Here is a 24,917-nt window from a genome sequence, read left to right on the forward strand (position 1 = left end):
AAAGATGATCTCTGGCTATACCAAAATCCTGCCGCATATCGGCGTGCCGACCGAAAGCTTTAAGGCACCGATGATCTATAACCCGTGGTTCGCCGCCAGGGGCATCGACGCCGTAGTGGTGCCGATGGGCTGCGAGGTGGCGGATTTCCCGACTTTTCTGCCTCATGTCGCCCGGCTGCGCAATTTCGCCGGCGCGCTGATTACCATGCCGCACAAGGTGGCGGTCGTGGGGCTGCTGGATGAGGTTTCGGTGACGGTGCAGATCTGCGGTGCCTGCAACGCCGTCCGGCGCGAGGCTGATGGGCGGCTGGTCGGCGATATGTTCGACGGCGAAGGTTTCGTGCGCGGCGTTCTGCGCAAGGGCCGCGCGGTTGCCGGTGCCAGCGCGCTGGTGGTGGGTGCGGGCGGCGTCGGGTCGGCCATCGCCGCATCGCTGGCGCGGGCCGGGGCGGCGCGCATCGGGCTGTTCGATCTGAACGCGGCGGCGGCCCAGGGGCTGGCCGACCGCATCCGCGCCGCCTATCCGGTCGAGGTGCTGACGGGCAGCAACGATCCCGCAGGCTGGGACATCGTGGTAAACGCGACGCCTTTGGGCATGAACCCCGGCGATCCGATGCCGATGGATATGGCACGGCTGTCGGGCGACAGTTTCGTGGGCGAGGTGGTGATGAAGCAGGAAGAAACCGCCTTTCTGGCCGCCGCCCGCGCGCTTGGCTGTCAGACCCAGATCGGCACCGACATGCTGTTCGAACAAATCCCCGCCTATCTGGAGTTTTTCGGCTATCCCACCACCACCGCCGATGAGCTGCGGTCGCTGGCGCAGATCAGGTATTAGGGTTTCGTCCCACGATTCGCTGTCGCGGCGGGCGTCGCGGGCAGATCGCCCACGATGTTCCGCCCTGCGGAGATGCCCAAGGCGGATTATGCGCGGGGCCACCGTGCCCCAGCCGCGCTATTCATGGGGTCGAGGGTTTAACTCAACCCCAGTCCGGCCACCGCATCCAGCGCCGCGCGGCGGAACAGGGTCAGTTCCGGCCCGGCGGGGTCGTCGGCGCGCTGCATCAGCCCGACCGGGCCACGGGTCAGGCCGGTGTCGATGGGCAGGCGGGTCAGCCGCCCCTCGGCCACGTCGGCGGCCACCACTCCGGCGGAAATGAACCAGATCGCATCGCTGGCGCGTGTCTGCGCGCGGCCAAACGCGCCTGACACCGACTCGATCCGGTTGGGCGGCAGTGGCAGCCCTTCGGCGATCAGCAGCCGTTCGACCAAGGGGCGGATGGCGGCGACGGGGGGCGGAAAGATCACCGGCCAGTCGCCCACGCGGCGCAGGTCGGTATCCGTGGCAATCGGATGGCCGGGGCGGGTGACGATGGCGACTTCTTCCAGGTAAAGCTGGGTAAAGGTCAGCCCGCGCATCGTGTCGGGTTCGCCCAGACGACCGATGACGGCGGCCAGATCGCCCGCGCGCAACTGCGCCGTCAGCGCCCCGTGCTGGCCGTCGATGATGCTCAACCGCAGGTCGGGCGCCGCATCGGCCAGCCGCCCGGCGATCTGCGGCATCAGCAGCGCCGCGACCGAGGGCAGTGCCCCCACGCGCAAGGCCCGCGCCCCGGTCTGCGCCGGATCGTTCAGCCCGGCCAGCCCCTGTTCCAGCGCGGTCATGCCCGACACGGCGAAACGGTGAAAGAACTCGCCCTCGGGGGTCAGGGCGATGCCGCTGCGGCTGCGGGTCAGCAGGGTGCCGCCGGTGATCTGTTCCAGCTCGGCCAAGGTGCGGGAAATGGCGGGCTGGGTCAGCAGCAGACGTTCCGCCGCGCGTTTCAGGCTGCGCTGGCGGACGATTTCCACGAATGCCTGAATGTGGCGCAGCTTGATACGGCGATCCATGATTTCCATTCCGGGCAAGTATCAGGCTGATTATCTCATTTTACTTGGCGGTTTCAATATGTGACCCTACGTTCAGGGAATGGAAGGGGGGATCATGCACAGCGCAATCATCAACGGTGTCGATCTGCATTATGCCGATGACGGGCCGCAGGGCGCGCCGGCGCTGGTCTTTGCCAATTCGCTTGGCACCGATCTGCGGCTGTGGGACGCGCTGATCCCGCATCTGCCCGCCGGGCTGCGGCTGGTGCGTTACGACAAGCGTGGCCACGGGTTAAGCGAGGAAACCCCCGGCCCCTACAGCATCGACCTGCTGGCCGATGACGCCGCCGGGCTGATCGCGCATCTGGGGCTGGTGCGCCCGGTCTTTGTCGGCCTGTCCATCGGCGGGCTGATCGGGCAGTCGCTGGCGCTGCGCCATGGCGGGCTGGCCGGGCTGGTCATTTCCAACAGCGCCGCCCGGATTGGCGATGCCGATATGTGGAACGCCCGCGTCCAGACGGTTCTGGACGGCGGCATCGCCACCATCAGCACCGCCACGATGGAGCGGTGGTTTTCGCCGGGCTTTTGCGCCTCGGCCAAGGTGGGCTTGTGGCGGCGGATGCTGGAGCGCCAGCCGGTCGCGGGCTATGCCGCCTGCTGTCAGGCGATTGCGGCGGCGGATTACCGCGATCAGGTCGGCGCGCTGGACCTGCCGGTTCAGGTGATCGGCGGCGGGCTGGACGGGGCGACGCCGCCCGATCTGGTGCGCGCCACCGCCGGTCTGATCCCCGGCGCGGCTTATGCCCAGATCAACGGCGCGGGCCATTTGCCCTGCGTCGAAACCCCGGCGGATTACGCCGCCATTCTGATTCAATTTCTGCAAAGGATCGGCCATGTCTGATCGTTACGACCGTGGCATGGCCACGCGCCGCGCTGTTCTGGGCGATGCCCATGTTGACCGGGCCGAGTCCGCCAAATCCGACTTTGACGCCCCGTTTCAGGATCTGATTACCCATGCCGCATGGGGTACCGTCTGGGCCAGCGACGCGCTGACCCGGCGCGAACGGTCCATGCTGACGCTGGCCCTGCTGGCCGCCGCCGGGAACTGGGACGAAATCCCCATGCACATCCGCGCCACCGCCCGCACCGGGGCGACGAAACAGGATGTGCAGCAGGTGTTCCAGCATGTCGCCATCTATTGCGGCGTGCCGCGCGCCAATCACGCGCTCAAGCTTGCCAAACAGACCTATGCCGAAATGGAGGAGGAGGCCGAATGACACCCGCCGAATATTACCAGCGCGACCGGCGCCTGCACCCGCCCGCGCTGACGCCCGATTACAAGACCAGCGTCGCCCGCAGCCCGCGCTTTTCGATGATCTCGCTGCAAAATTCCATCAGCGAGATCACCGGCCCGCGCTTTGGCCACAATGACATCGACCCGATCGATAACGATCTGATCAAGAACTATGCCAAGAACGGCGACCCGGTGGGGGAGCGCATCATCGTGCATGGCCGCGTGCTGGACGAAAACGCCCGGCCGGTGCCGAACACGCTGGTCGAGGTGTGGCAGGCCAATGCAGGCGGGCGTTACCGCCACAAGAAAGACAGCTACCTTGCCCCCATCGACCCGAATTTCGGCGGCTGCGGGCGGACGCTGACGGATGAGAACGGCTATTACTTTTTCCGCACCATCAAGCCCGGTGCTTATCCGTGGCGCAATTGGGTGAACAACTGGCGGCCCGCGCATATCCACGTCTCGGTCTTTGGATCCGGCTTTGTGCAGCGGCTGATCACGCAGCTGTATTTCGAGGGCGACCCGCTGATCCCGCTTTGTCCCATCGTGCAGACCATCCCCGACCCGGATGCGATCCAGCAGTTGATCGCAAAACTGGATATGAACGCCACGATCCCGCTGGATTCCATCGCCTATAAATTCGACATTGTGCTGCGCGGCCGCCGGTCCACGCTGTTTGAAAACCGGCTGGAGGGGAACTGATGCCTCAGAACCTGAATTACCTGCGTGAATCGGCGTCGCAGACGGCGGGGCCTTATGTGCATATCGGGCTGGCCCCCGGCGCGGCGGGGTTCGACATTTACCGCCGCGAACTGGGCCATGACATCACCGGCCCGAACCCGCGCGGCGAACGCATCCGCGTCGAAGGCGTGGTGATCGACGGCATGGGCAGCCCGGTCAAGGATGTGCTGCTTGAGGTCTGGCAGGCCAATGCCGACGGGTATTACGCCCATCCCGAAGGCGGCGGCGAGGTCGAGGACGGCTTTCGCGGCTGGGGCCGGGTCATCACCGATTTCGAGACCGGCGAATGGGGCTTTGACACGGTAAAGCCCGGCGCGGTCATGGGCCGCAGCGGCCGGATGATGGCCCCGCATCTGAACCTGTGGATCGTCGCGCGCGGCATCAACATCGGGCTGAACACGCGGATGTATTTCAGCGACGAAGCCGATGCCAATGCCGCCGACCCGGTGCTGAATCTGATCGAGTGGGAAAACCGCCGTGCCACGCTGATCGGGCAGCGGTCGGATCGTGACGGCGCGCCCGTCTATCGCTTTGAAATCCGCCTGCAAGGCGAGGAAGAAACGGTGTTCTTCGATGTCTGATCCCTGCATCATCTGCGTTGCCATCACCGGCAGCCTGCCGACCAAGGCGAATAACCCCGCCGTGCCGATCACCATTGCCGAGCAGATCGAATCCACCCAGCAGGCGTTCGAGGCGGGCGCGACTATCGCCCATTGCCACGTCCGCGACGATCAGGGCGCGCCGACCAGCGACCCCGACCGTTTCGCCGCGCTGAAAGAGGGGTTGGAACGTCATTGCCCCGGCATGATCGTGCAACTGTCCACCGGCGGGCGCTCGGGCGCGGGGCAGGCGCGGGGCGGGATGCTGCCCTTGCGGCCCGATATGGCGTCGCTGTCGGTCGGGTCGAACAACTTTCCGACGCGGGTTTATGAAAACCCGCCGGATCTGGTCGATTGGCTGGCGTCCGAAATGGTGAAATACGAGGTAAAGCCCGAAATCGAGGCCTTCGACCTGTCCCACATCCTGCAAGCGCACACGATGTGGCGCGATGGGCGCATCAAGGATCGCCCCTATGTGCAATTCGTGATGGGGGTGAAAAACGCCATGCCCGCGGATCGTCAGGTGTTTGATTACTATATCCAAACCGTGCGCCGCCTGTTCGGGGACGATGCGCAATGGTGCGCCGCCGGGATCGGGCCGCAGCAGATCGTGCTGAACGAATGGGCGATCAGCAGCGGCGGCCACGCCCGCACCGGGCTAGAGGATAACGTGCGGCTGGATCGCGACCGGCTGGCCCCCTCGAACGCCGCGCTTGTGCGCCGCGCGGTGGAACTGTGCGAGAAATACGAACGCCCCGTCGCCACATATCAGCAGGCGCGGGCGATGCTGGGGCTGCGCGCGGCATGATGATGCAGGGGCTGTTCGGCGATCCCGAGATCGCGGCGCTGGTGGGCGATCAGGCTCAGGTCGCCGCGATGGTGCGCTTTGAACAGGCCTTGGCGCAGGTGCAGGCGCGCATGGGGATCATCCCCGCCGATGCCGCCCGTGCCATCGCGGCGGCGACCCCGCCCGACCCGGCCAGCCTGACCGATGCCGCCGCCCGCGCAGGCATTGCCGCGCAGGCGGTGGTGGCCGCGCTGAAGCCGGGCCTGGGCGCGGCGGCGCCATGGCTGCATTTCGGTGCCACCTCGCAGGATGCGCAGGACAGCGCGGCCGCCTTGCAATGGGCTGCGGTGCTGGATGTTCTGGCCGCGCGGATCGCGGCGCTGGATGCGGCGCTGGCGGCCAAGGCGGCGGAGTATGCCGACCAGCCGATCCCGGCGCGCACCCGGTTCCAGATCGCTGCGCCGACGACTCTGGGGGCCAAGATCGCCGTCTGGCGCGCGCCGCTGCGCCGCCATCTGGACAGGCTGGCCGAAGTGCGCCCCCGCCTGCTGACGGTTTCGCTGTTCGGTGCGGCGGGCACGGGGGCCGCGCTGGACGACATGGCGGCGGTCCGCCGCGCCTTGGCCACCGAACTGGGGCTGGCCGACGCGCCGATCCCGACCCATGCCACCCGCGATGCCCCGTGCGAGCTGGGCGCGTGGCTGGCTCTGGTCAGCGGCACTCTGGGCAAGATCGGGGCTGATCTGATCCTGCTGGGCCAGTCGGAAATCGGCGAGGTCTCGGCGGGCGTGGGCGGCGGCTCATCGACCATGCCGCAGAAATCCAACCCCGTCGCCGCCGAGGCGCTGGTTACGCTGGCACGGATGAACGCGGGCGCGGTGGGGGCGCTGTTTCAGGCGCAGATCCATGCGCAGGAACGCGACGGTGCGGCGATGGCGCTTGAATGGCTGACCCTGCCGGATATGGCGATCCGCACTGGCGCGGGGCTGCGTCTGGCGCAGGAACTGGCGCAAACGCTGCGCGCCAACCCCGACCGCATCGCTGCCACCTTTGCCGCCGATCAGGGCGCGATGATGGCCGAGGCGGCGGGCTTTCTGCTGGCCCGCGACATGCCCCGCCCCGACGCGCTGGCCATCGTCGCACAGGCGCTGCAATCGGGCCGCCCCCTGGCCGAGGCGCTGACCGGCCTCGCACCGGGGCGCGACTGGCATCAGGCGCTGGACCCTGCCGCGAACACAGGCGCTGCCGGGCAGGTTGCGCGGGAAAGCTGAAAATAACAGCCAATAATGGAATTATATTCCATAAACTGCCCTCTCGGCGATCCAGCTGGACGAGCGGCGGATGGCCGCTTCAGCGGTATAGCTGCCGATAGCGGTGATGCGCGGCCTGAAACGCCGGGCGCAGGGTGGCGTCGGGGGTGATCTCGGCGGCGATGCGGGGCGGGGTGGCGATGCTGGCCGGATCGGCGCCGGTTGCCGCCATCATCCCCAGCCGGGCCGCGCCAAAGGCCGCGCCGAAATCGCCCGATTCCGGCAGCAGAACCGGCAGGTTCAGCGCCGTGGCAATCGCCCGCAGCCAATAGCCCGACCGCGCGCCTCCGCCCAGTGCCAGCAACGCCTGCGGCTCTGAGCCGGCGGCGCGCAGGGCATCCAGATTGTCGGCAAGGGCAAAGGCCACGCCCTCCATCACGGCCTGCGTCAGGGCGGCGCGATCGGTGCGGGCCGACAGACCGGCGAACAGGGCGCGGGCCTGCGCATCGTTATGCGGCGTCCGCTCGCCCGAGAGATAGGGCAGAAAGGTCACTTCGCCCGGCGCGCGCAGGGTCTCGCCCAGTTCGGCGGACAGATCGGCGGGGCGGGTCCCGGTGATCCCGGCCAGCCACTCCATCGCGGCCGAGGCGGACAGGATCACGCCCATCTGGTGCCACATGCCGGGCAGGGCGTGGCAAAAGGCGTGAACGGCGCTTTCGGCGCGCGGCAGATAGCGGTCGGTCGCGGCAAACAGCACCCCCGAGGTGCCCAGCGACACAAAGCCCTGACCCGCCGCGATGGTCCCCGCGCCGATGGCGGTGGCGGCATTATCGCCCGCCCCGCCCGCGACCGGAGTGCCGGGGCGCATCCCCCATCCGGCGGCCAGATCGGCACGCAGACCGCCGGAAACGGCGTTGCCCTCGATCAGGGCGGGCATCTGGTCGCGGCGCATACCGGATGCGGCCAGCAGCCGGTCGGACCACGCGCGCGCGCCGGTATCCAGCCAGCTTGTGCCGGCGGCGTCGGACATCTCGGCCACGGCTTCGCCGGTCAGCCACAGGCGCAGGTAATCCTTGGGCAGCAGAACGCGGGCGACGCGGGCAAAGGCGCCGGGTTCCTGTTCGGCCATCCAGACCAGTTTCGGCGCGGTAAAGCCGGGAAAGACGATATTGCCGCTGATCGCGCGGAAATCGGGGGCGGCATCCAGCCGCGCGGCCTGCGCATGGCTGCGGGTGTCGTTCCACAGGATCGCCGGGCGGATCACCTGATCCGCCGCATCCAGCGTGACCGCGCCGTGCATCTGCCCCGACAGGCCGATCCCTGCGACTGCCGCCAGATCATGGGCGGCGCGCAATTCATCCAGCGCGCTGCGGGTGGCGGTGATCCAGTCGGCGGGGTTCTGTTCGGACCAGCCGTCATGCGGGCGCTGCACCGTCAGCGGCGCGGTGGCCGAGCCAAGAACCCGCTGATCTGCGTCGATCAGCAGCACCTTGACCCCGGATGTGCCAAGGTCGATCCCCAGAAACATGCGCTCTCTCCTCAGGCGGTGGTCATCATGGCAGCCAAGGTTTCGGGCAATTCGGCGGCACTTGCAATGATGGCGTCGGGGTTCAGTGCGGGCAGGCGCGCGGCCAGATGCGCCGCGCGGGCGTGGCCGCCGCCCAGAAAGCCGATGACGCGCATCCCGGCGGCCTTGGCGGCGCGGATGCCTGCGGGGCTGTCCTCGATGACGATGCAATCCTGCGGCGGCGTGCCCAGTTGCGCGGCGGCGAACAGGAACAGGTCGGGCGCGGGCTTGCCGCGCGCCACCTGCGTGGCCGAAAAGATATGCGGCGCGAACAGGTCATGCAGCCCGGTCAGCCGCAGGCAGTGATCCAGCCGCGGCAGGGTCGAGGACGAGGCCACCGCCCGCGGCCCCGGCGGCAGCGCGCGGATCGCATCGCGGATGCCCGGAATCGGCTGCAATTCCGCATCGAAGCGCGCCCGCAGCCGGTCGCGGTAATCGGGCAGCAACGGGGTGGCATCGGCCCCGGTTTCGGCGGCGACGATGGCAACGATTTCGGCAATGGGCCGCCCGATCATGCGATCGAAGATCTCCTGATCGCTGATCGCAGCCCCGGCATCGCGCAGGGTCACGCCCAGTTCGGCGACGGACAGCGGCTCGCTGTCCACCAGAACGCCGTCGCAGTCAAAGATGAACGCGGTCATTGCGCCAGATAGGTCCGCAGCGTGTCAGCCGTGCCGCGTTCCCACAGCATCGCCAGCCAGCGGGCAAAGGGTTCGGCAAAGCGCGGATCGCGGCCCGTTGCGCCATAGATGTCGGCCATGCCCAGCCATGCGGCGGGGTCGGCCTTGGCGGCCTGCGCGGCGGCGGTCAGGCGGTCCCAGTTGGGGTCGTTCGGCTCGATCACCGCGCCGCTGTCGGTCTGGCCCGCGCAATAGCGGCACCACAGCGCCGATTCCAGCGCCAGCCCCTCGACCGGCAGACCCTGCGCCAGACGGTCGGCGATGGTCGGGATGATGAACTTGGGCTGGCGGTTGGACCCGTCCAGACACAGCCGCCGGATCGTATCGCCGATCTTCGGATTGGCGCAGCGTTCCTTGACCTTGGCGAAATAGGCGCTGAGGTCGGTGTTCGGAACGGGCGGCACGGCGGGGATGATCTCGGTCGTTTCCACCTTGTCCAGAAAGGCGCGGACCAGATCGTTTTCCATGCCCTCATGCACGAAGTGAATGTCCATCAGCCCGGCGGGATAGGCGATGACCGCATGGCCGCCGTTCAGGATGCGGATTTTCATCAGTTCCCACGGGGTGACGTCATCGACGAATTCGACCCCCACATCTTCCAGCGCGGGGCGACCGGCGGGGAAGTTGTCTTCCAGCACCCATTGGATGAAATCCTCGGCAAAGACCGGGGCGTCGTCGTCAATGCCCATCTCGCGGATCAGGGCGCGTTCGCGGTCGGTGGTGGCGGGGGTGATGCGGTCCACCATGCCGTTGGGGAAGGCGACGTTGGCGGCGATCCAATCGGCCAGTTCGGGGTCGGACAGGCGGGCGGTTTCCACCACCGCCTGACGTGTGACCACGCCGTTATGCGGGATGTTGTCGCAGCACATGACGGTAAAGGGCGCGGTGCCCGCCGCGCGGCGCGCCCGCAACCCGGCGACCAGCATCCCGAACACGGTTTTCGGCGTGTCGGGCGCGGCCCCGTCGGCGGCGATCGCGGGATGCGCCGGGTCGAAATGGCCGGTGGCGGCGTCGATGAAATAGCCGCCCTCGGTAATGGTCAGGCTGGCGATTTTTACCGCCGGATCGGCCAGCTTGGCCACAATCGCCGCGCCATCGGCGGCGGGCAGGTGGTCGATCATGGCACCGATCACGCGCGGGTCGGACTGCTGGGCCGATTGTTCGACCACGGTATAAAGGTAATCCTGCCCGGCCAGCGCATCGCGCATCCGCGCATCGCCGGGCATGACGCCCGCGCCGATAATGGCAAAGTCGTGGCCCTTGCCGGTGTTCATCAGCCGGTCAAGGTAAACCGCCTGATGCGCGCGGTGAAAGTTGCCCATGCCGAAATGCACGATACCACCCGTCAGGCCCGCGCGGTCATAAGTGGGGGTGGCGGCGTCGAGGGCCGCAAGATTGGCGTTGTTCAGTCTGGTCATCGGTCAGCTCATCCAGTTGCCGCCATCGACGTTATACGTCTGGGCGACGATGTAATCGGCCTCAGGGGTGGCAAGGAAAATGGCCATGCCGGTCAGGTCGTCTGCGGTGCCCATGCGGCCAAAGGGGACAGAGGCACCGACCTCGGCCTTTTTCTGGCCACGGGGTTTGTTTTCGTATTCGGCGAATTTGGCGTCCACGCCGTTCCAATGTTCGCCATCCACCACGCCGGGCGCGATGGCGTTGACGTTGATGCCATGGGCGATCAGGTTCAGCCCCGCCGATTGGGTCAGGCTGATAACGGCGGCCTTGGTGGCGCAATAGACCGCGACCAGCGGTTCCCCGCGCCGCCCGGCCTGAGAGGCCATGTTGATGATCTTGCCGCCGCGCCCGCGTTCGATCATGTGCCGTGCCACCGCCTGCATGGTGAACAGGGTGCCGCCGACATTGATCGCGAACAGCCGGTCATAGCTGGCGCGGGTGATGTCCACGATGGGGGCCAGATCGAACAGCGCGGCGTTGTTCACCAGAATGTCGATGCCGCCCAGTTCCTGCGCGGCCTGCGCCACGCCCGCGTCGATGCTGGCCTGATCGGTCACATCCATGACGACGGGAACCGCGCCGATTTCAGCGGCGGTGGCGCGCAGGCCATCGGCGTTGATGTCGGCAATCGCTACCCGCGCGCCCTCGCGGATATAGGCTTGGGCAAAGGCGCGGCCGATGCCGCGCGCCGCGCCGGTGATAAGGGCGGTTTTGCCTTGCAACCTCATGCGGCCAGCCCCTGTGCGTCGAATTTATAGATGCGCCCCTCTTGCGGGGTCAGGAACACGCGGTCGCCGTGGCTGACCGGAAATTCGCCGCTGGCCCGTGCGATCACCTTGCCCGCGCCGTCCAGATCGACATGCAGGAAGGTGTCCGACCCCAGATGTTCGGCCACGCCGACGGTGCCGGCAAATTCGCCCTCGGTCAGGGACATGCGCCAATGTTCGGGGCGCACGCCGATGGTGTGGGCCCCGTGGCGGGCCGCGCCCTCGCCCTCGATAAAGTTCATGTTCGGGCTGCCGATGAACCCGGCGACAAAGCGGTTGCGCGGCTTGTTATACAGTTCCAGCGGGCTGCCGACCTGTTCCACGTTCCCCGCGCGCAGCACCACGATCTTGTCGGCCATGGTCATCGCTTCGACCTGATCGTGGGTGACATAGATCATCGTGGTGGCCAGCTTGTTGTGCAACTCGCTGATTTCGACGCGCATGTTCACCCGCAGCGCGGCATCCAGATTGGACAGCGGTTCATCGAACAGAAACGCCGCCGGTTCGCGCACGATGGCCCGGCCGATGGCGACACGCTGACGCTGACCGCCCGACAACTGGCCGGGGCGGCGTTCCAGATAATCGGTCAGGTTCAGGATGCGGGCGGCGTTTTCCACCCGCGCATCCTGTTCGGCCTGCGGCATCTTGGCCATTTTCAGCGGAAAGGCGATGTTCTTGCGCACCGACATATGCGGATACAGCGCATAGGACTGGAACACCATCGCCAGCCCGCGCTTGGCCGGGGCGTTATCGGTGACGTCGCGCCCGTTAATCAGGATCTGCCCCGAGGTCACATCCTCAAGCCCCGCGATCAGCCGCAGCAGCGTGGATTTGCCGCAGCCCGAGGGGCCGACGAAGACGACGAATTCGCCCTCGGCGATGTCCAGATCGACGCCGGGGATCACCTCGACATCGCCAAAGGTCTTGCGGACCTGTTTCAGCGTAATGCTGCCCATGATTGTCCCCTTATTTCACCGCGCCAAAGGTCAGGCCGCGGACAAGTTGTTTCTGGCTGAACCAGCCCATAATCAGGATCGGCGCGATGGCCATGACAGAGGCCGCCGACAGTTTCGCCCAGAACAGCCCCTGCGGGCTGGAAAAGCTGGCGATAAAGGCTGACAGCGGCGCGGCGTTGGTGGTGGTCAACTGGATGGTCCAGAAGCTTTCGTTCCACGCCAGAATGATATTCAGCAACATGGTGGATGCGATGCCGGGCACCGCCATCGGCGTCAGGATATGCACGATTTCATCGCGCAGGGTGGCGCCGTCCATCCGCGCCGCCTCCAGTATCTCGCCGGGGATTTCGCGGAAATAGGTATACAGCATCCAGACCACGATCGGCAGGTTAATCAGCATCAGCATGATCGTCAGGCCGATGCGCGTATCCATCAGCCCGGTGCGCAGAAAGATCAGATAGATCGGCACCAGCACCGCGACGGCGGGCATCATCTTGGTGGACAGCATCCACATCAGGATGTCTTTCGTGCGTTTGGTCGGCGAAAAGGCCATCGCCCATGCCGCCGGGATCGCCACGATCAGCGCCAGCACCGTAGAGCCGACCGCAATGATGACCGAGTTCATGAAGGGCAGGAAATAGTTGTTCTGCGACTGCACCGCCTGAAAGCTGTCCAGCGTAAAGGACGGGATCAGGGCAAAGCCGGAAATCGCCTCTTGTTCGGTCTTGAGGCTGGTGATGATCGTGTAAAGGATCGGAAAGAACAGCAGCAGCGCCACGAACCATGCGGCGATGGTCCACAGGATGCGGCTGCGTTGCGGGATCGCGCGTGCCATGATGGTGCCCCCTTAATCCAGATTCTTGCCGACGGCGCGCATCAGGAACAGCGCCACGATATTGGCCAGCACCACGGCGATGATCCCGCCTGCCGCCGCGCCGCCCACGTCGAAATTCAGACGCGCCGCGCGATAGATCAGGAAGGTCAGGTTGGTCGAGGCATTGCCCGGCCCGCCGTTGGTGGTGACAAGGATTTCGGCATAGACGCCCAGCAGAAAGATGGTCTGGATCAGCACGACCACGGTGATCGCCCGCGCCATATGCGGCAGCACCAGATGGGTGAACCGCGCCCAGGCACCTGCGCCGTCCATTTCCGCCGCTTCGATCTGTTCGCTGTCCAGTGATTGCAGCGCGGTCAGCAGGATCAGCGTGGCAAAGGGCAGCCATTGCCAGGCCACGATGACGATGATCGAAAACAGCGGATATTGCGCGAACCAGTCTACCGGCGACACGCCGATGAAACGGGCGATATCAGCAAAAACGCCGTAACTCGGGTGCATGATCATGTTCTTCCAGATCAGCGCCGCGACCGGCGGCATCACGAAGAACGGTGAGATCACAAGGATGCGCACGATCCCCTGACCAAAGATCGGCTTGTCGATCAGCATGGCGATGCCGATGCCGCCGATCACCGTGATCGCCAGCACCCCCAGCACCAGAACCAGCGTATTGCGGATGGATTCAAAGAAGGCCGGGTCCGAGTAGAAATACTGATAGTTGAACCAGCCGGCCCAACTGGTCTGTCCGGGCATCAGCAGGTTGTAATTCAGAAACGAATAATACAGCGTCATACCCAGCGGCACGACCATCCAGATCAGCAGCAGGATAATCGCGGGCATCCGCATCAGTCGGGCAATCCGGGCCGTTTGCCTTGTGGCCATGGCGCGCGTCCTTTGGACAAAGGGAAAAGCGCCGCCCGGTCAGGGGCGGCGCGGGTTGGTCTTATTTCGGATAACCGGCACGGGCCATTTCGCGGGTGGCGGTGGCTTGCGCCGCGCTCAGCGCCGCGTCTGCCGTGGTCTGCCCGGCCAGTGCGGCGGCGAATTGCTGGCCGACCGCGGTGCCGATGCCCTGAAATTCCGGGATCGCGACGAACTGGCCGCCGGTATAGGGCACATCCTGCACCGAAGCCTTGGCGGTATTGGCCGCATCCATCGCCGCCAGCGTGATCGGCGCAAAGGATGCCGCCGCCTGATAATCGGCGCTTTCATACAGCGAAGTGCGGGTGCCGGGCGGGGCGGCGCGCCAGCCCTCGCGCTCGGCCACAAGGTTGGTGTAATCCTTGCTGGTGGCCCAGGCGATAAAGGTTTTCGCGGCGTCCTGCGATCTGGACGATGCCGGGATGGCCAGGTTCCACGACCACAGCCAGTTGCCGTGATTGTCCACGCCGTCCTTGTTGGGGAAGGTGGCAAAGCCGACATGTTCGGCCACGGTCGAATTTTCCGGGTCGGTCACAAAGCTGGCCGCCACCGAAGCGTCGATCCAGATGCCGCATTTGCCCTGCTGGAACAGCGACAGGTTTTCGTTGAACCCGTTCGACGACGCGCCGGGCGGGCCGTATTCGGTCAGCATCGTCAGATAATCGGTCAGGGTTTCGGCCCATTCCGGGCTGTCGAACTGGGCCTTCCACGCCATATCGAACCAGCGCGCGCCATAGCTGTTGGACATGGCGGTCAAAAAGGCCATGTTTTCGCCCCAGCCCGGCTTGCCGCGCAGGCAGATGCCGTATTGTTCCGCGCCCTTGTCGGTCATCGCGGCGGCGGCGGTCTTGATGTCGGTCCAGGTCGGGTTTTCGGGGATGGTCACACCGGCGGCCTGCGCCAGATCCGTGCGATACATCACGATCGCTGATTCGCCATAGAAGGGCGCGGCATACAGCGTGTCGTTCACCGACAGCGCCTGACGCACGGCGGGCAGGATGTCGTCGGTGTCATAGCCTTCGGGCATGTCGGTCATCGGCACCAGCCATTCCTGCGCGGCCCAGATCGGCACTTCGTAATTGCCGATGGTCAGCACGTCATACTGGCCGCCACGGGTGGCGATGTCGGTGGTCACACGCTCGCGCAGGATGTTTTCTTCCAGCGTGACCCAGTTCAGCGTGATGTCGGGGTGGGCGGCGGTGAATTCGCCGGCCAGCCGCTGCATACGGATCATGTCGCCGTTGTTCACGGTGGCGATGGTGATGGTTTCGGCCATGGCGGGCGCGGCCAGTGCCATGACAGCGCAGGCGCCCAGCAGGGCGCGCATCGGGTGCTTCATATTTCCTCCTCCGGGCACGGCATTTGCCCTTCCTATGGGCAAATGCTCACATTATCTGCTATGCTTGTCAAATTGAATCTTGAATCTGCCGCGCAGGGGGCCGGATGGCACGGAATGATCGCAAGCTGGATCAGGCGGCGCAGGCGGCGTGGCTGTCTTATGTTGCCGGGCTGACGCAGGACGAAATCGCCCGCGAAATGGGTGTGTCGCGCCAGACCGCGCAGCGGCTGGTTGCGCAGGCGATGGCGTCGGGCATGGTCAAGGTGCGAATCAATCACCCGCTGGCGGAATGTCTGGATCTGGCCGAGGCGCTGAAGGTGCGTTTCGGGCTGCGGATGGCGCGGGTGTCGCCTGCCGCCGCCGGGATGACCGGCGTGGCGATGGACGTGGCCGATCTGATCGAGACCGAGCTGTCGCGCCCCGATCCGGTCACGCTGGCCATCGGCACCGGGCGCACCCTGCGCGCGGCGGTGGCGCAGATGTCGCGGCTGGATTGTCCGCGCCACCGGATCGTATCGCTGACCGGCAATATCGCGCCAGACGGATCAGCTGCCTATTATAACGTGCTGTTTTCGCTGTCAGAGATGGTGACAGCGCCCAGCTTTCCGCTGATGGTGCCGGTGATCGCCACCAGCCCCGAGGAACGCGCCGCCCTGCACCGCCAGCCCGGCATCGCCCGCGTGATGGACATGGCGCATCGCGCCGATGTGGCGGTGATCGGGCTGGGGGCCTTGGGCAGCTATGCCCCGCTGGTCGCCGACGGCTTTCTGTCCGAACCCGAGGTGCAGAGCCTGCGCGATCAGGGGGCCGTGGGCGAGATTCTGGGCCGTTGCTACGACAGCGCGGGCGCGTGGCTGCCTGCGGATGGCCGCGTCGCCTCGGCCCGGTTGCCGGGGCTGGACCGCGCGCTGGTCGCCGCCGCCGCCCACGGCCCCGAACGGCGCGAGGCCGCGCTTGGCGCGCTGCGCGGCGGGCTGGTCAACGGGCTGCTGACCGATACCGACAGCGCCGCATGGCTGCTGGCGCAGGTGGCGGGGTAAGGGGGCGCGACCCTAGTTCCCCGCGATCACCCGCTGCGCCGACAGGGTGCAATAGACCGCCGGATCGGCGTCGGGCGCGTCCTCGCAGGGTTCATCGGTCAGCGGTGTGACGGTAAAGCCCCCGGTCTGGGGCAGTTCGACGCGGAAACGGTTCACCTCGGCCCGGCGCGGGGCGCCGTGGACATAGGGCGTCACCCTTACGTCGGTTTCGCCGCACATCGCCACCAGCATTTCCTGCCCCGCATCGGCCAGAACCTGCGTCACCACCTCGCGCGCGCCCTCGCAGGCGTCGGGGCTGTCATAGCTGGACATGGTGATGCGCGTGCCGTCATCGGCCATCAGGGTCAAAATCAACAGCGTGGATTTCATCATCGGGGGCACCTGCAAACCTGTTGCGCGGATCATAACCCGGTCCGGCGGCGGATTTGAACCTGCCAACGATCACGCCGCGTCACTGTGTCGAGAGCCGCGGCGCGCGTCATCGTGACACGACTCACCTTGAATCGGGGCGGCGCAGGTGACACTTGCACCAAAAGAACAGAACGGATCGTGCGGATGAAATTGCGCAAACTTCATATCCTGCTGCTGGTGGTGCTGGCGGGCGCGGCGCTGTGGCTGTGGTCCAGCCAGCGTGGCGGCGAAGAACAGCCGCCGGTCACGGCGCAGGCCCGGATGGGCGATGTCGCGGAAACAGTGCTGGCATCGGGGATGCTGGAGGCGCGCGAGCTGGTCAGCGTCGGGGCACGGGTGTCGGGCCAGATCGAAACGCTGGCCGTGCAACTGGGCCAGTCCGTCACCGCAGGCGATCTGATCGCGCAGATTGATTCGCGCGATCAGGAAAACACCGTTTTGCAGGCGCAGGCCGCGCTGGCCAATATCGAGGCGCAGATCGCCGCCCGGCAGGCGGTGCTGAACCGCGCGGAGCTGGCGCTGACCCGTGCGCAGCGGCTGGGGACGCAAAGCCTTGCCTCGCAGGAATCGGTCGAAAGCGCCACGGCGGATGTGCAGGTTTACGTCGCCGAGATCGCTTCGTTGCAGGCGCAGCGCGACAGTGCGGCGGTGACGGTGGCCAATGCGCAGATGGAACTGGACCGCACCCGGATCACCGCGCCGATCAGCGGCACCGTGGTCGCCATCGTCACCCGGCAGGGCCAGACGGTGAACGCGGTGCAGGCCGCGCCGACCATCGTCAAGCTGGCCGATCTGGCCACCATGCTGGTCAAGGCGGAAATATCCGAGGCGGATGTGATGAATGTCGCTGTCGGCCAGAACGTGACCTTTACCACGCTGGGGGCGCCGGATCAGCCGTTCCACGCCGTTGTGCGCAGCATCGAACCCGCGCCATCCGAGATCGAGACCACCGACACTTTGTCCACCGACAGCGCCATCTATTACAACGCCACGCTAGAGGTGGATAACAGCGACGGGCGGCTGCGCATCGGCATGACGGCGCAGGTTTCGGTGGAACTGGCGCGGGCCGATGATGTGCTGGTGGTGCCGTCCTCGGCGGTGCAGATGGATGCGCAGGGCACCTATGTCGAGCTGTATGACGCCGCCACCGGGCAGACCACGCAGCAGCCGGTCACGGTGGGGCTGAACAACAAGGTGCTGGCGGAAATCCGGTCGGGGCTGACCGAAGGGCAGGCGGTCGTGACCGGCGTGGCGCTGGCCCCGGCATCGACCAGCACCGATCAGGGCGGCCCGCCCCCGCCGATGGGATTTTAGGATGAGCGCGGTCGCTGATGCGCCGCTGGTTTCGGTGCGCGGCATCTCGCGCAGCTTTCCGGCGGGCGAGGATCAGATCACCGTTCTGTCGGGCGTCGATCTGGACATATGGCCGGGCGAATTTGTCGCCATCATCGGGGAATCGGGGTCGGGCAAATCCACCCTGATGAACATTCTGGGCTGTCTGGACCGGGCCACCACCGGCAGCTATCGCTTTGCCGGGCGCGATGTCAGCACGCTGGACCCCGACGAACAGGCGCAATTGCGGCGCGAACATTTCGGTTTCATCTTTCAGCGGTATCAGTTGCTGGGCGATCTGGATGCGGTCGGCAATACCGAGGTGCCGGCCATCTATGCCGGCGAAGGCCGCAGCGCCCGGCGGCAGCGGGCCACCGATCTGCTGACCCGGCTGGGGCTGGGGCGGCGGCTGGATCACCGCCCCGGCCAGTTGTCGGGCGGCCAGCAGCAGCGCGTGTCGATTGCCCGCGCGCTGATGAACGGCGGCGAGGTGATTCTGGCTGACGAACCCACCGGCGCGCTGGACAGCAAAAGCAGCGCCGAGATGATCCGCCTGCTGGAAGATCTGAACCGCGACGGCCACACCATCATCATGGTGACGCATGATCCCAAGGTCGCCGCCCAGGCCAGCCGCACCATTGAAATCAGCGACGGCGTCATCATCGCCGACAGCGGGCGCGCCGATGCCGCCCGCCGGGTTGACGCCCCGACCCGCAGCGCCTCGGCCTTTTCGGTGCTGACCCGCCTGCGCGAGGCGTTCAACATGGGCGTGACCGCGCTGATGGCGCACCGGATGCGCAGTTTTCTGACCATGCTGGGGATCATCATCGGCATCGCCTCGGTCGTGCTGGTGGTGGGGCTGGGCACCGGCACGCAGGAAAAGGTCTTGCAGGATATTTCCTCGCTGGGGACGAACACCATCACCATCCGCGCGGGCAGCGGCTTTGGCGCGCGCGATGCCGGGCGGATCGAAACGCTGATACCATCCGATGCCGATGCCATCGCCTTGCAGGATTACGTCGCCGGAGTGTCGCCCGCCGTGTCGTCGCAGGCAACGGTGCGCTATGGCAATGTCAGCGCCTCCAGCACGATCAGCGGCGTCAGCAGCGATTATTTCGCGCTGCATTCCTATGACACCGTGTCGGGCAGCCTGTTCGACGCCAGCGACATCACCGGCCTGTCGCAATTCGCCGTCATCGACGAAGACACCGCCACCACCCTGTTCGGCACGGGCGTCGATCCGGTCGGGCAGGTACTGCATCTGGGCCGGGTGCCCGCGCGGGTGATCGGCGTCGTCCGGCTTGGCGGGGCCAGCTTTGGCCCCTCGTCGCTGAACGTCTGGCTGCCTTACACCACCGTCATGTCGCGGGTGTCGGGGCAGAAATATCTGGACAGCATCACCGTGCAGGTGGCCGACGGCTATGACAGCCAGCAGGCGCAAGAGGAACTGACCGATCTGCTGCGCAGCCGCCACGGCGTCGAAGATTTTTTCATGATGAACAGCGATACGATCCGGCAGACGATCACCTCGACCACGCAGACGCTGACGCTGCTGGTGGCGGCGATTGCGGTGATTTCTCTGCTGGTGGGGGGCATCGGGGTGATGAACATCATGCTGGTGTCGGTGACGGAACGGACCAAGGAAATCGGTGTCCGCATCGCCATCGGCGCGCGGCGGTCCGACATTATCGCGCAATTCCTGATCGAGGCGGTGCTGGTCTGCATCATCGGCGGTTTGCTGGGGATCGCCACGGCGGTTGGGCTGGCCAGCCTGATTACATCTGTCGCGCCGACTGTGCCGCTGACCATATCGCCGCTGTCCATCGTGGCCGCCTTCCTGTCATCGACGCTGATCGGCATCACCTTTGGGTTCCTGCCTGCCCGGTCGGCGGCGCAGCTTGACCCGGTGGTGGCGCTGAGCCGCGAATAGCGGCGGCGCGGTCAGGGGGCGGGCTGGAAAGGCGGGGCATCCGGCGCGATTGCGATGCCCTGCGCCAGCCGGTGGAAAGATCCGGCATGGACCTGCGCCAGCCCGCTGGCCCGGATCAGGTAACGCGCGCCCGGCGGCGGTTCCCGGTCCAGATAGTCGGTTGCGGCCAGCGCGCCGCCGTTCAGCGGGCGATAGGGGTCGTCGCCCTCGGCACGCAGGATCAGCGCGCCCTCGGCCCCGTCCGGCAGGGTCCAGCGCAGGTGGGTGCCCTGCGGCGTGGTCCGGGCCTGTGCGTCGCGGACCGGCGGCAGAGGAAAGGGGCGCAGCGTCGGGTCGCCCAGCAGGTTCACCCAGGGCGGGTTCAGCCAGTCGTAATTGCCATTCGCCGGATAGTCGCGCGTTTCCAGCCCCCCGCGCGAGGCATGGCCATTGTTGACCGTGCGCAGATGCGCCTGCCCGATGCTTTCGCCCAGGGCCATGCCGTGCAACTGCCACGCGGGCCTTCCGCCCCAGCCGACAGCCAGCGGGCCGGGCTGCGCCAGCAGCGCGGTCATGGCGTTGTTGCGCTGGTCAAAGCGATGCTTGGCGCTGCCGAAATTGATGGTAAAGGCGGCCTCGGACGGGGGCAGGGCGTGATAGCCTCCGCCGCCCCACTGGCCGAAATCGACGCCGATCAGATAGGGGCCGCCGCCTGCCGTATCGTGATGCCCGCCCGCCGTCACCGCATCCGGGCCAACGATATTGTTCACCGCATTGCGTTCGACCATCAGATGATTGCTGCCCGCATAGGCGCGGCGCGGATCACCGACCTGCCCGTGCCGCCAGCGGTGATTGCGGTCGAAATAGGCGCGCAGCAGGGGTAACTCGCCGCCGAAACGGTCGTCCAGCAGGGCAAAGTCGATGCGCCCGATCTGCATACGGATGCCATCGGCGGGCAGGGTGCCGGGGATCAGTTGCGGCGTGCCATCCGCGCCGGGGGCCGAGGGCCAGAACCCGTCCGGGTCGGCATAGAACAGATCGGTCGGCACGGCATGAGGGTCGTGGCCATCGGGGTTCACCCGGCCGGTGCGGACAATCGGCAGGTGCCCGATCAGGATCACCGTATGCGGCGTTTCCGGGTCGGCGCGGAACTGCGCGGTGATCCAGCGGCGCAGCGCCATGGCGCGGCCAAGGTTGTCGGCCGGGTCATCGGCGGCGCGCGGCGACAAATGGCGCGTGACCCGGTATCCCGCGCCGGTCAGATCGGATTGGAACAGGTCCAGCGACGTGGCTAGATCGTCTGCCAGCGTGTCATCGACGACCATCAGCGCCACGCCCTGATCGGCCAGCGCGGGCACCTGATGCCCGGCGGCCCAGACGGCGGTGGCCGGGCGGGTGCCGTCGATCCGCACCTGATATTCGCGCGCGACCCCGGCGGGCAGGTCGTCGGTGAACAGGCGCGCGGTGCCGGGCTGCCGGGGGACGGGCTGCCATGTCTGCGGCCCGCTCTGCCCCAGATCGCGGCGGAACACCTGCGCCATGCCGCGCGGCGCGGTGGGCCAGTCCAGCCGCAACCCGGCCCCCCCGTCCGAGACCTGCCCGTTCAGCATCAGCGGATGTGTCTGTGCCCCGGCTGCGCCCGCCCCCGCCCCCGCGCCCATGGCCGCGATCACCGCCAGCGCGATGAGGCGCCCGGCCCGGATCATCAGCGATAACCGCCCAGTGCCGGCAGCCATGTGGACAGCGCCGGCACAAAGGTCAGCACCAGCAGAACCAGCAGCGCCGCGGCCAGAAACGGCGGCAATTCGCGGATCAGCGCGCCCGGCCTTTGCCCGGTGGCGGCGGAAATCACAAAGATCAGCCCGCCCACGGGCGGTGTCAGCAGCCCAAAGGTCAGGTTCACGATCACGACGATGGCGAAATGGTTCGGCGCAATCCCCAGCGAATAGGCAATCGGCGCAAGGATCGGCACAAGGATCATCACCCCCGGCAGCGGGTCCATGAACATGCCAAAGATCAGCAGCAGCACGTTCACCGCCAGCAGGAACATGATCGGCGACAGCTCCAGCGCGACGACATGCTGCGCCAGGGCCTGCGGCACGCCCTCGATAATCAGCACCCAGGCAAAGGCGCGGGCGGATGCAAGGATCAGCAGCACCGCCACCGACATGATGGCCGCGCGGCGCAGCGCATCCCACAGCGCCGCCAGCGACAGGCTGCGATAGATGACCGAGCTGATGACCAGCGCATAGAACACGGCCATCACCGATGCCTCGGTCGGGGTGGTGATACCGCTGCGGATGCCGCCCACGATCATCACGATCAGCAGCAGCGAGGGCAGGGCATACAGGGATGTGCGCCCGATTTCGCCCCAGCCGGGGCGGTTGCCGGTGCCGCGATAGTTGCGGCGGCGGCTGATGATGGCGTTGACCACCGCCATGCTGGCCGAAATCAGCAGGCCCGGCAGGATGCCCGCCATGAACAGCGACCCGACCGAAACCCGCTGATCCTGAAGCGCATAGATAATCATCGTGATCGAGGGCGGGATGATCGGTCCCACCACCGCGCTGGAAATGGTCAGCGCCCCGGCATAGGCGCGGTCATAGCCACCGCGCTCCATCATGCGGGTCATGATCGCGCCCGGCCCGGCGGCATCGGCCAATGCCGACCCGGAAATGCCCGCGAACAGCGTCTGCGACAGCACGTTGGCATGGCCCAGACCGCCGCGCAGATGGCCGACGAATTGCGTGGCAAAGCGCAGCAGCGCCTGCGAAATCGCCCCTGCCGACATGATTTCCGCCGCCAGAACAAAGAACGGCACCGCCAGCAAGGGGAAACTGTCGATCCCCGAAAACATTTCCTTGGGGATCACCAGCAACGGATAGGGGCCAAGGATGCCCAGGGCGACAAAGGCCGACAGCCCCAGCGCAAAGGCCACCGGCACACCGATGGCAACAAAGACCAGAAAGGCCACGATCATCAGGGTAATCATCGGTCAGACGGCCTCGTTTTCGTCGCGGTCCAGCCCGTGGCGCAGATAGCGCCGGGCGATCAGCAGCAGATGCACGGTCAGCAGGGTAAAGCCGACCGGCATGGCCAGATAGACCCATGACATCGACAGCCGCAGCGCCGCCGAGCGCTGGAACTGTGCGCGGGCGGCGTATTCCCAGCCGATCCAGATCATCGCCGCGAAAAAGCCCAGAAGCAGCAGCAGAACCACCATCCGCAGGCCCCGCGCCACCAGATCGGGCAGCGCGGTTTGCAGGTTGGACAGTGCGACATGCGCGCCTTCGCGCAGGGCCAGCCCGGCACCCAGAAAGCTCATCCAGATCATCGCATAGCGCGCCACCTCGTCCGCCCATGGCAGCGAGCGGTTGGTGAAATAGCGCAGGCCCACGTTCCAGCCGACGGTGATGCACATCACCACCAGCAGCGCGATAATGACGGCGGCGTTCAGCGCGACAAAGCCGCGTTCCAGCCGTCCGATGATCTGGTTGTGCCGGGTCATTGCGTGGCGATGATGCTGTCCATCAGTTCCTGCCCGAACTGGCCCTGATAGGTGGCATAGGTGTCGGCCAGACGATCCTGAAACACCTGTTTTTGTTCGGGCGTCAGGGTGTTCACCTCCATCCCGCGCGCTTGCAGGGTCTCGACGCCCTCGACCTCGACCTGATCGACATAGGCGCGCATCGCGGCGGCGGCGGCGTCGCCGGCCTTTTCGAAGGCGGCCTTTTGCGTGTCGTCCAGATCGTTCCACAGCCGCTGCGACACCATCACGATGGCCGAGGAATAGACGTGGCCATCAAGGGTCAGGTATTTCTGCACCTCGTTCAGATTGGCCGAGACGATCACCGACAGCGGGTTTTCCTGCCCGTCGATGGCACCCTGTTCCAGCGCCGGGATCACCTCGGGCCAGGCCATCGGGGTGGGGGCCGCGCCAAGCGCCTCGAAGGCGCGGATGTGGACCGGGTTTTCCATGGTGCGGATCTTCAGCCCGGCCATGTCTTCGGGGGTGACGATCGGGTTGCGGTTATTGGTGATATGGCGAAAGCCCTGTTCGCCCCATGCCAGCGCGTGGGTGCCGACATTATCGAATTTCGCCAGCATATCCTGCCCGATAGGACCGTCCAGCACCTGCCGGGCGTGGTCCATGTCGCGGAACAGGAAGGGGATGTCGAACACGCCGACCTCGGGGACGAAGTTGGACAGCGTGCCCGAGGACGCGATCATCGCCTCGACCGTGCCCAGTTGCAGGCCCTCGATCACCTCGCGTTCGCCGCCCAGCCCGGACGAGGGGAAATGCCGCACGGTAAAGGCATCGCCCAGTTCGGATTTCAGCGTTTCCTCAAAGGCGCGGGCACCGGCGCCGTAATGGCTGTCTTCGGCCAGGGCATAGCCGATCTTGACCTCGGCCGCGCTTGCCATGCTGACACCAAGGACCAGCGCGCTGGCCGTGCAGAAAAAGAACCTTGTCATCATCATCTCCCTTTGTTGCGGGGATTTGGGCCGGACGGGCGCGTGACGTCAAGGCACCTTTTCTGGCAGGTGCGCGGGAATGGTCATATGAATGACATATCCATGCGCTTGGTTAAGGGCGCAAAAAAGAGGTTTCCCATGCGCCGCAGCCTGATCGCCCTGAGTGTCGCCCTGTTCCCCGCCATTGCGCTGGCCGCAGATGACCACGCCCATCACGTCAGCGAGGCCGGGGGGCTGCGTGTGCTGCACGCATGGACCCCGGCGCGGTCAGCGGGCGATGAGGCGCTGATCTATCTGGAGGTCGAGAACCTGTCGGGCACCGACGCCACCCTGACCGGCGGCGAGGCATTGGGCAAACCGCTGGAGATCGTCGGTTTCCAATACGGTTCTTCGGGCGAAAGCTGGGTGGTCCTGCCCGCCCTGCCGCTGCCTGCGGGGCATAAGGTCGCATTGGAGCCGCGCGTGATCGCCCTGCGGCTGGACCGGTTGCCGCAGGCTTTGGTGGCGGGGGATGAATTGGATATCGAGGTGCGGATCGGCGATGTCCATCTGGATGCCCATGCCGAAATCGGCGCACGAAATGCCAGCGCGCACAGCCATGCGGGGCACGCGCATTAAAGGCGAGGTTGCGCCCGAAGGTGCGTATTTTGGCAAACAGGAAGCGGCGGGCGCTGGTTTGATGCTGGTTT

At 66.3% G+C, this 24,917-nt stretch carries 25 protein-coding genes; 11 read left to right on the plus strand and 14 right to left on the minus strand.

From position 1 onward, the window contains the following. Positions 1-4 precede the first annotated feature (4 nt). Complete coding sequence (locus Q4G14_RS05530) at positions 5-835, plus strand: shikimate dehydrogenase (protein ID WP_303360735.1); 831 nt, start codon at positions 5-7, stop codon at positions 833-835. A 137-nt stretch (positions 836-972) separates the two neighbouring features. Here Q4G14_RS05530 and pcaQ read toward each other — a convergent pair whose 3' ends face one another. After that, positions 973-1,887, minus strand: coding sequence for a pca operon transcription factor PcaQ (gene pcaQ, locus Q4G14_RS05535; protein ID WP_303360736.1), 915 nt, complete (start codon positions 1,885-1,887; stop codon positions 973-975). A gap of 94 nt (positions 1,888-1,981) precedes the next feature. On the opposite strand from pcaQ, the gene pcaD reads away from it, so the two are divergent. From pcaD to Q4G14_RS05565, 6 genes are read left to right on the plus strand one after another with little or no spacing between them, the layout of a single operon-like run. Then, positions 1,982-2,767, plus strand: coding sequence for a 3-oxoadipate enol-lactonase (gene pcaD / locus Q4G14_RS05540; protein WP_303360737.1), 786 nt, complete (start codon positions 1,982-1,984; stop codon positions 2,765-2,767). Next, a complete protein-coding gene (pcaC, locus tag Q4G14_RS05545; RefSeq protein WP_303360738.1) occupies positions 2,760-3,143 on the plus strand; it encodes a 4-carboxymuconolactone decarboxylase in 384 nt (127 codons plus the stop codon). Before pcaD ends, pcaC begins: the two co-directional genes overlap by 8 nt. After that, positions 3,140-3,862 (plus strand): protocatechuate 3,4-dioxygenase subunit beta, encoded by a 723-nt coding sequence (gene pcaH, locus Q4G14_RS05550; RefSeq protein WP_303360739.1) that lies wholly within the window; start codon positions 3,140-3,142, stop codon positions 3,860-3,862. The genes pcaC and pcaH overlap by 4 nt, the downstream gene beginning before the upstream one ends. Beyond that, positions 3,862-4,482, plus strand: a complete 621-nt coding sequence (gene pcaG / locus Q4G14_RS05555; protein WP_303360740.1) for a protocatechuate 3,4-dioxygenase subunit alpha — start codon at positions 3,862-3,864, stop codon at positions 4,480-4,482. Before pcaH ends, pcaG begins: the two co-directional genes overlap by 1 nt. Beyond that, positions 4,475-5,308: a 3-keto-5-aminohexanoate cleavage protein gene (locus tag Q4G14_RS05560; protein ID WP_303360741.1), complete on the plus strand. Its 834-nt coding sequence runs from the start codon at positions 4,475-4,477 to the stop codon at positions 5,306-5,308. Before pcaG ends, Q4G14_RS05560 begins: the two co-directional genes overlap by 8 nt. After that, entirely contained in the window at positions 5,305-6,558 is a 1,254-nt protein-coding gene (locus Q4G14_RS05565; RefSeq protein ID WP_303360742.1) for a lyase family protein, read from the plus strand. Before Q4G14_RS05560 ends, Q4G14_RS05565 begins: the two co-directional genes overlap by 4 nt. Before the next feature lie 79 nt (positions 6,559-6,637). On the opposite strand, the gene xylB is transcribed toward Q4G14_RS05565, so the two are convergent. The 8 genes from xylB to Q4G14_RS05605 form a co-directional block, all read right to left on the minus strand. After that, positions 6,638-8,065 (minus strand): xylulokinase, encoded by a 1,428-nt coding sequence (gene xylB / locus Q4G14_RS05570; RefSeq protein ID WP_303360743.1) that lies wholly within the window; start codon positions 8,063-8,065, stop codon positions 6,638-6,640. Between the two features lie 11 nt (positions 8,066-8,076). Further along, complete coding sequence (locus Q4G14_RS05575; RefSeq protein ID WP_303360744.1) at positions 8,077-8,745, minus strand: HAD family phosphatase; 669 nt, start codon at positions 8,743-8,745, stop codon at positions 8,077-8,079. Continuing rightward, positions 8,742-10,202 (minus strand): mannitol dehydrogenase family protein, encoded by a 1,461-nt coding sequence (locus tag Q4G14_RS05580; RefSeq protein ID WP_303360745.1) that lies wholly within the window; start codon positions 10,200-10,202, stop codon positions 8,742-8,744. The genes Q4G14_RS05575 and Q4G14_RS05580 overlap by 4 nt, the downstream gene beginning before the upstream one ends. Positions 10,203-10,205: 3 nt before the next feature. Continuing rightward, positions 10,206-10,970: an L-iditol 2-dehydrogenase gene (locus tag Q4G14_RS05585; protein WP_303360746.1), complete on the minus strand. Its 765-nt coding sequence runs from the start codon at positions 10,968-10,970 to the stop codon at positions 10,206-10,208. After that, entirely contained in the window at positions 10,967-11,965 is a 999-nt protein-coding gene (locus tag Q4G14_RS05590) for an ABC transporter ATP-binding protein (RefSeq protein ID WP_303360747.1), read from the minus strand. Before Q4G14_RS05590 ends, Q4G14_RS05585 begins: the two co-directional genes overlap by 4 nt. Before the next feature lie 10 nt (positions 11,966-11,975). After that, complete coding sequence (locus Q4G14_RS05595) at positions 11,976-12,800, minus strand: carbohydrate ABC transporter permease (protein ID WP_303360748.1); 825 nt, start codon at positions 12,798-12,800, stop codon at positions 11,976-11,978. 12 nt (positions 12,801-12,812) lie between these two features. Further along, positions 12,813-13,682 (minus strand): carbohydrate ABC transporter permease, encoded by an 870-nt coding sequence (locus Q4G14_RS05600; protein ID WP_303360749.1) that lies wholly within the window; start codon positions 13,680-13,682, stop codon positions 12,813-12,815. A 61-nt stretch (positions 13,683-13,743) separates the two neighbouring features. After that, positions 13,744-15,060: a sugar ABC transporter substrate-binding protein gene (locus tag Q4G14_RS05605; RefSeq protein ID WP_303360750.1), complete on the minus strand. Its 1,317-nt coding sequence runs from the start codon at positions 15,058-15,060 to the stop codon at positions 13,744-13,746. Positions 15,061-15,164: 104 nt separating this feature from the next. Between Q4G14_RS05605 and Q4G14_RS05610 the strand changes: the two genes are divergently transcribed. Beyond that, positions 15,165-16,100: a sugar-binding transcriptional regulator gene (locus Q4G14_RS05610; RefSeq protein ID WP_303360751.1), complete on the plus strand. Its 936-nt coding sequence runs from the start codon at positions 15,165-15,167 to the stop codon at positions 16,098-16,100. 12 nt (positions 16,101-16,112) lie between these two features. On the opposite strand, the gene Q4G14_RS05615 is transcribed toward Q4G14_RS05610, so the two are convergent. Continuing rightward, complete coding sequence (locus tag Q4G14_RS05615) at positions 16,113-16,472, minus strand: hypothetical protein (RefSeq protein ID WP_303360752.1); 360 nt, start codon at positions 16,470-16,472, stop codon at positions 16,113-16,115. A 183-nt stretch (positions 16,473-16,655) separates the two neighbouring features. Here Q4G14_RS05615 and Q4G14_RS05620 point away from each other — a divergent pair, with 183 nt between their 5' ends. Together Q4G14_RS05620 and Q4G14_RS05625 are read left to right on the plus strand one after the other, a co-directional pair. Then, positions 16,656-17,825: an efflux RND transporter periplasmic adaptor subunit gene (locus tag Q4G14_RS05620; RefSeq protein WP_303360753.1), complete on the plus strand. Its 1,170-nt coding sequence runs from the start codon at positions 16,656-16,658 to the stop codon at positions 17,823-17,825. Between the two features lies 1 nt (position 17,826). Continuing rightward, on the plus strand, positions 17,827-19,773 hold the full coding sequence (locus Q4G14_RS05625) for a MacB family efflux pump subunit (RefSeq protein WP_303360754.1): 1,947 nt from the start codon (positions 17,827-17,829) through the stop codon (positions 19,771-19,773). Positions 19,774-19,784: 11 nt separating this feature from the next. Here the strand turns inward: Q4G14_RS05625 and Q4G14_RS05630 are convergent, their stop codons facing one another. From Q4G14_RS05630 to Q4G14_RS05645, 4 genes are read right to left on the minus strand one after another with little or no spacing between them, the layout of a single operon-like run. Next, the gene (locus tag Q4G14_RS05630; RefSeq protein ID WP_303360755.1) at positions 19,785-21,488 is read right to left on the minus strand and encodes a hypothetical protein; all 1,704 of its coding nucleotides are present in this window, start codon (positions 21,486-21,488) and stop codon (positions 19,785-19,787) included. Further along, entirely contained in the window at positions 21,458-22,744 is a 1,287-nt protein-coding gene (locus tag Q4G14_RS05635; protein WP_303360756.1) for a TRAP transporter large permease, read from the minus strand. Before Q4G14_RS05635 ends, Q4G14_RS05630 begins: the two co-directional genes overlap by 31 nt. A 3-nt stretch (positions 22,745-22,747) precedes the next feature. After that, positions 22,748-23,260: a TRAP transporter small permease gene (locus Q4G14_RS05640; protein WP_303360757.1), complete on the minus strand. Its 513-nt coding sequence runs from the start codon at positions 23,258-23,260 to the stop codon at positions 22,748-22,750. After that, the gene (locus Q4G14_RS05645) at positions 23,257-24,177 is read right to left on the minus strand and encodes a TRAP transporter substrate-binding protein (protein ID WP_303360816.1); all 921 of its coding nucleotides are present in this window, start codon (positions 24,175-24,177) and stop codon (positions 23,257-23,259) included. The genes Q4G14_RS05640 and Q4G14_RS05645 overlap by 4 nt, the downstream gene beginning before the upstream one ends. A gap of 189 nt (positions 24,178-24,366) precedes the next feature. On the opposite strand from Q4G14_RS05645, the gene Q4G14_RS05650 reads away from it, so the two are divergent. Then, positions 24,367-24,846 carry a hypothetical protein gene (locus tag Q4G14_RS05650; RefSeq protein ID WP_303360758.1) on the plus strand — a complete coding sequence of 160 codons (480 nt, stop codon included), beginning with the start codon at positions 24,367-24,369 and terminating at the stop codon, positions 24,844-24,846. Positions 24,847-24,917: the final 71 nt, after the last annotated feature.

Source organism: Paracoccus sp. (in: a-proteobacteria) (assembly GCF_030538755.1).
In the GTDB taxonomy this organism is placed as follows: domain Bacteria; phylum Pseudomonadota; class Alphaproteobacteria; order Rhodobacterales; family Rhodobacteraceae; genus Paracoccus.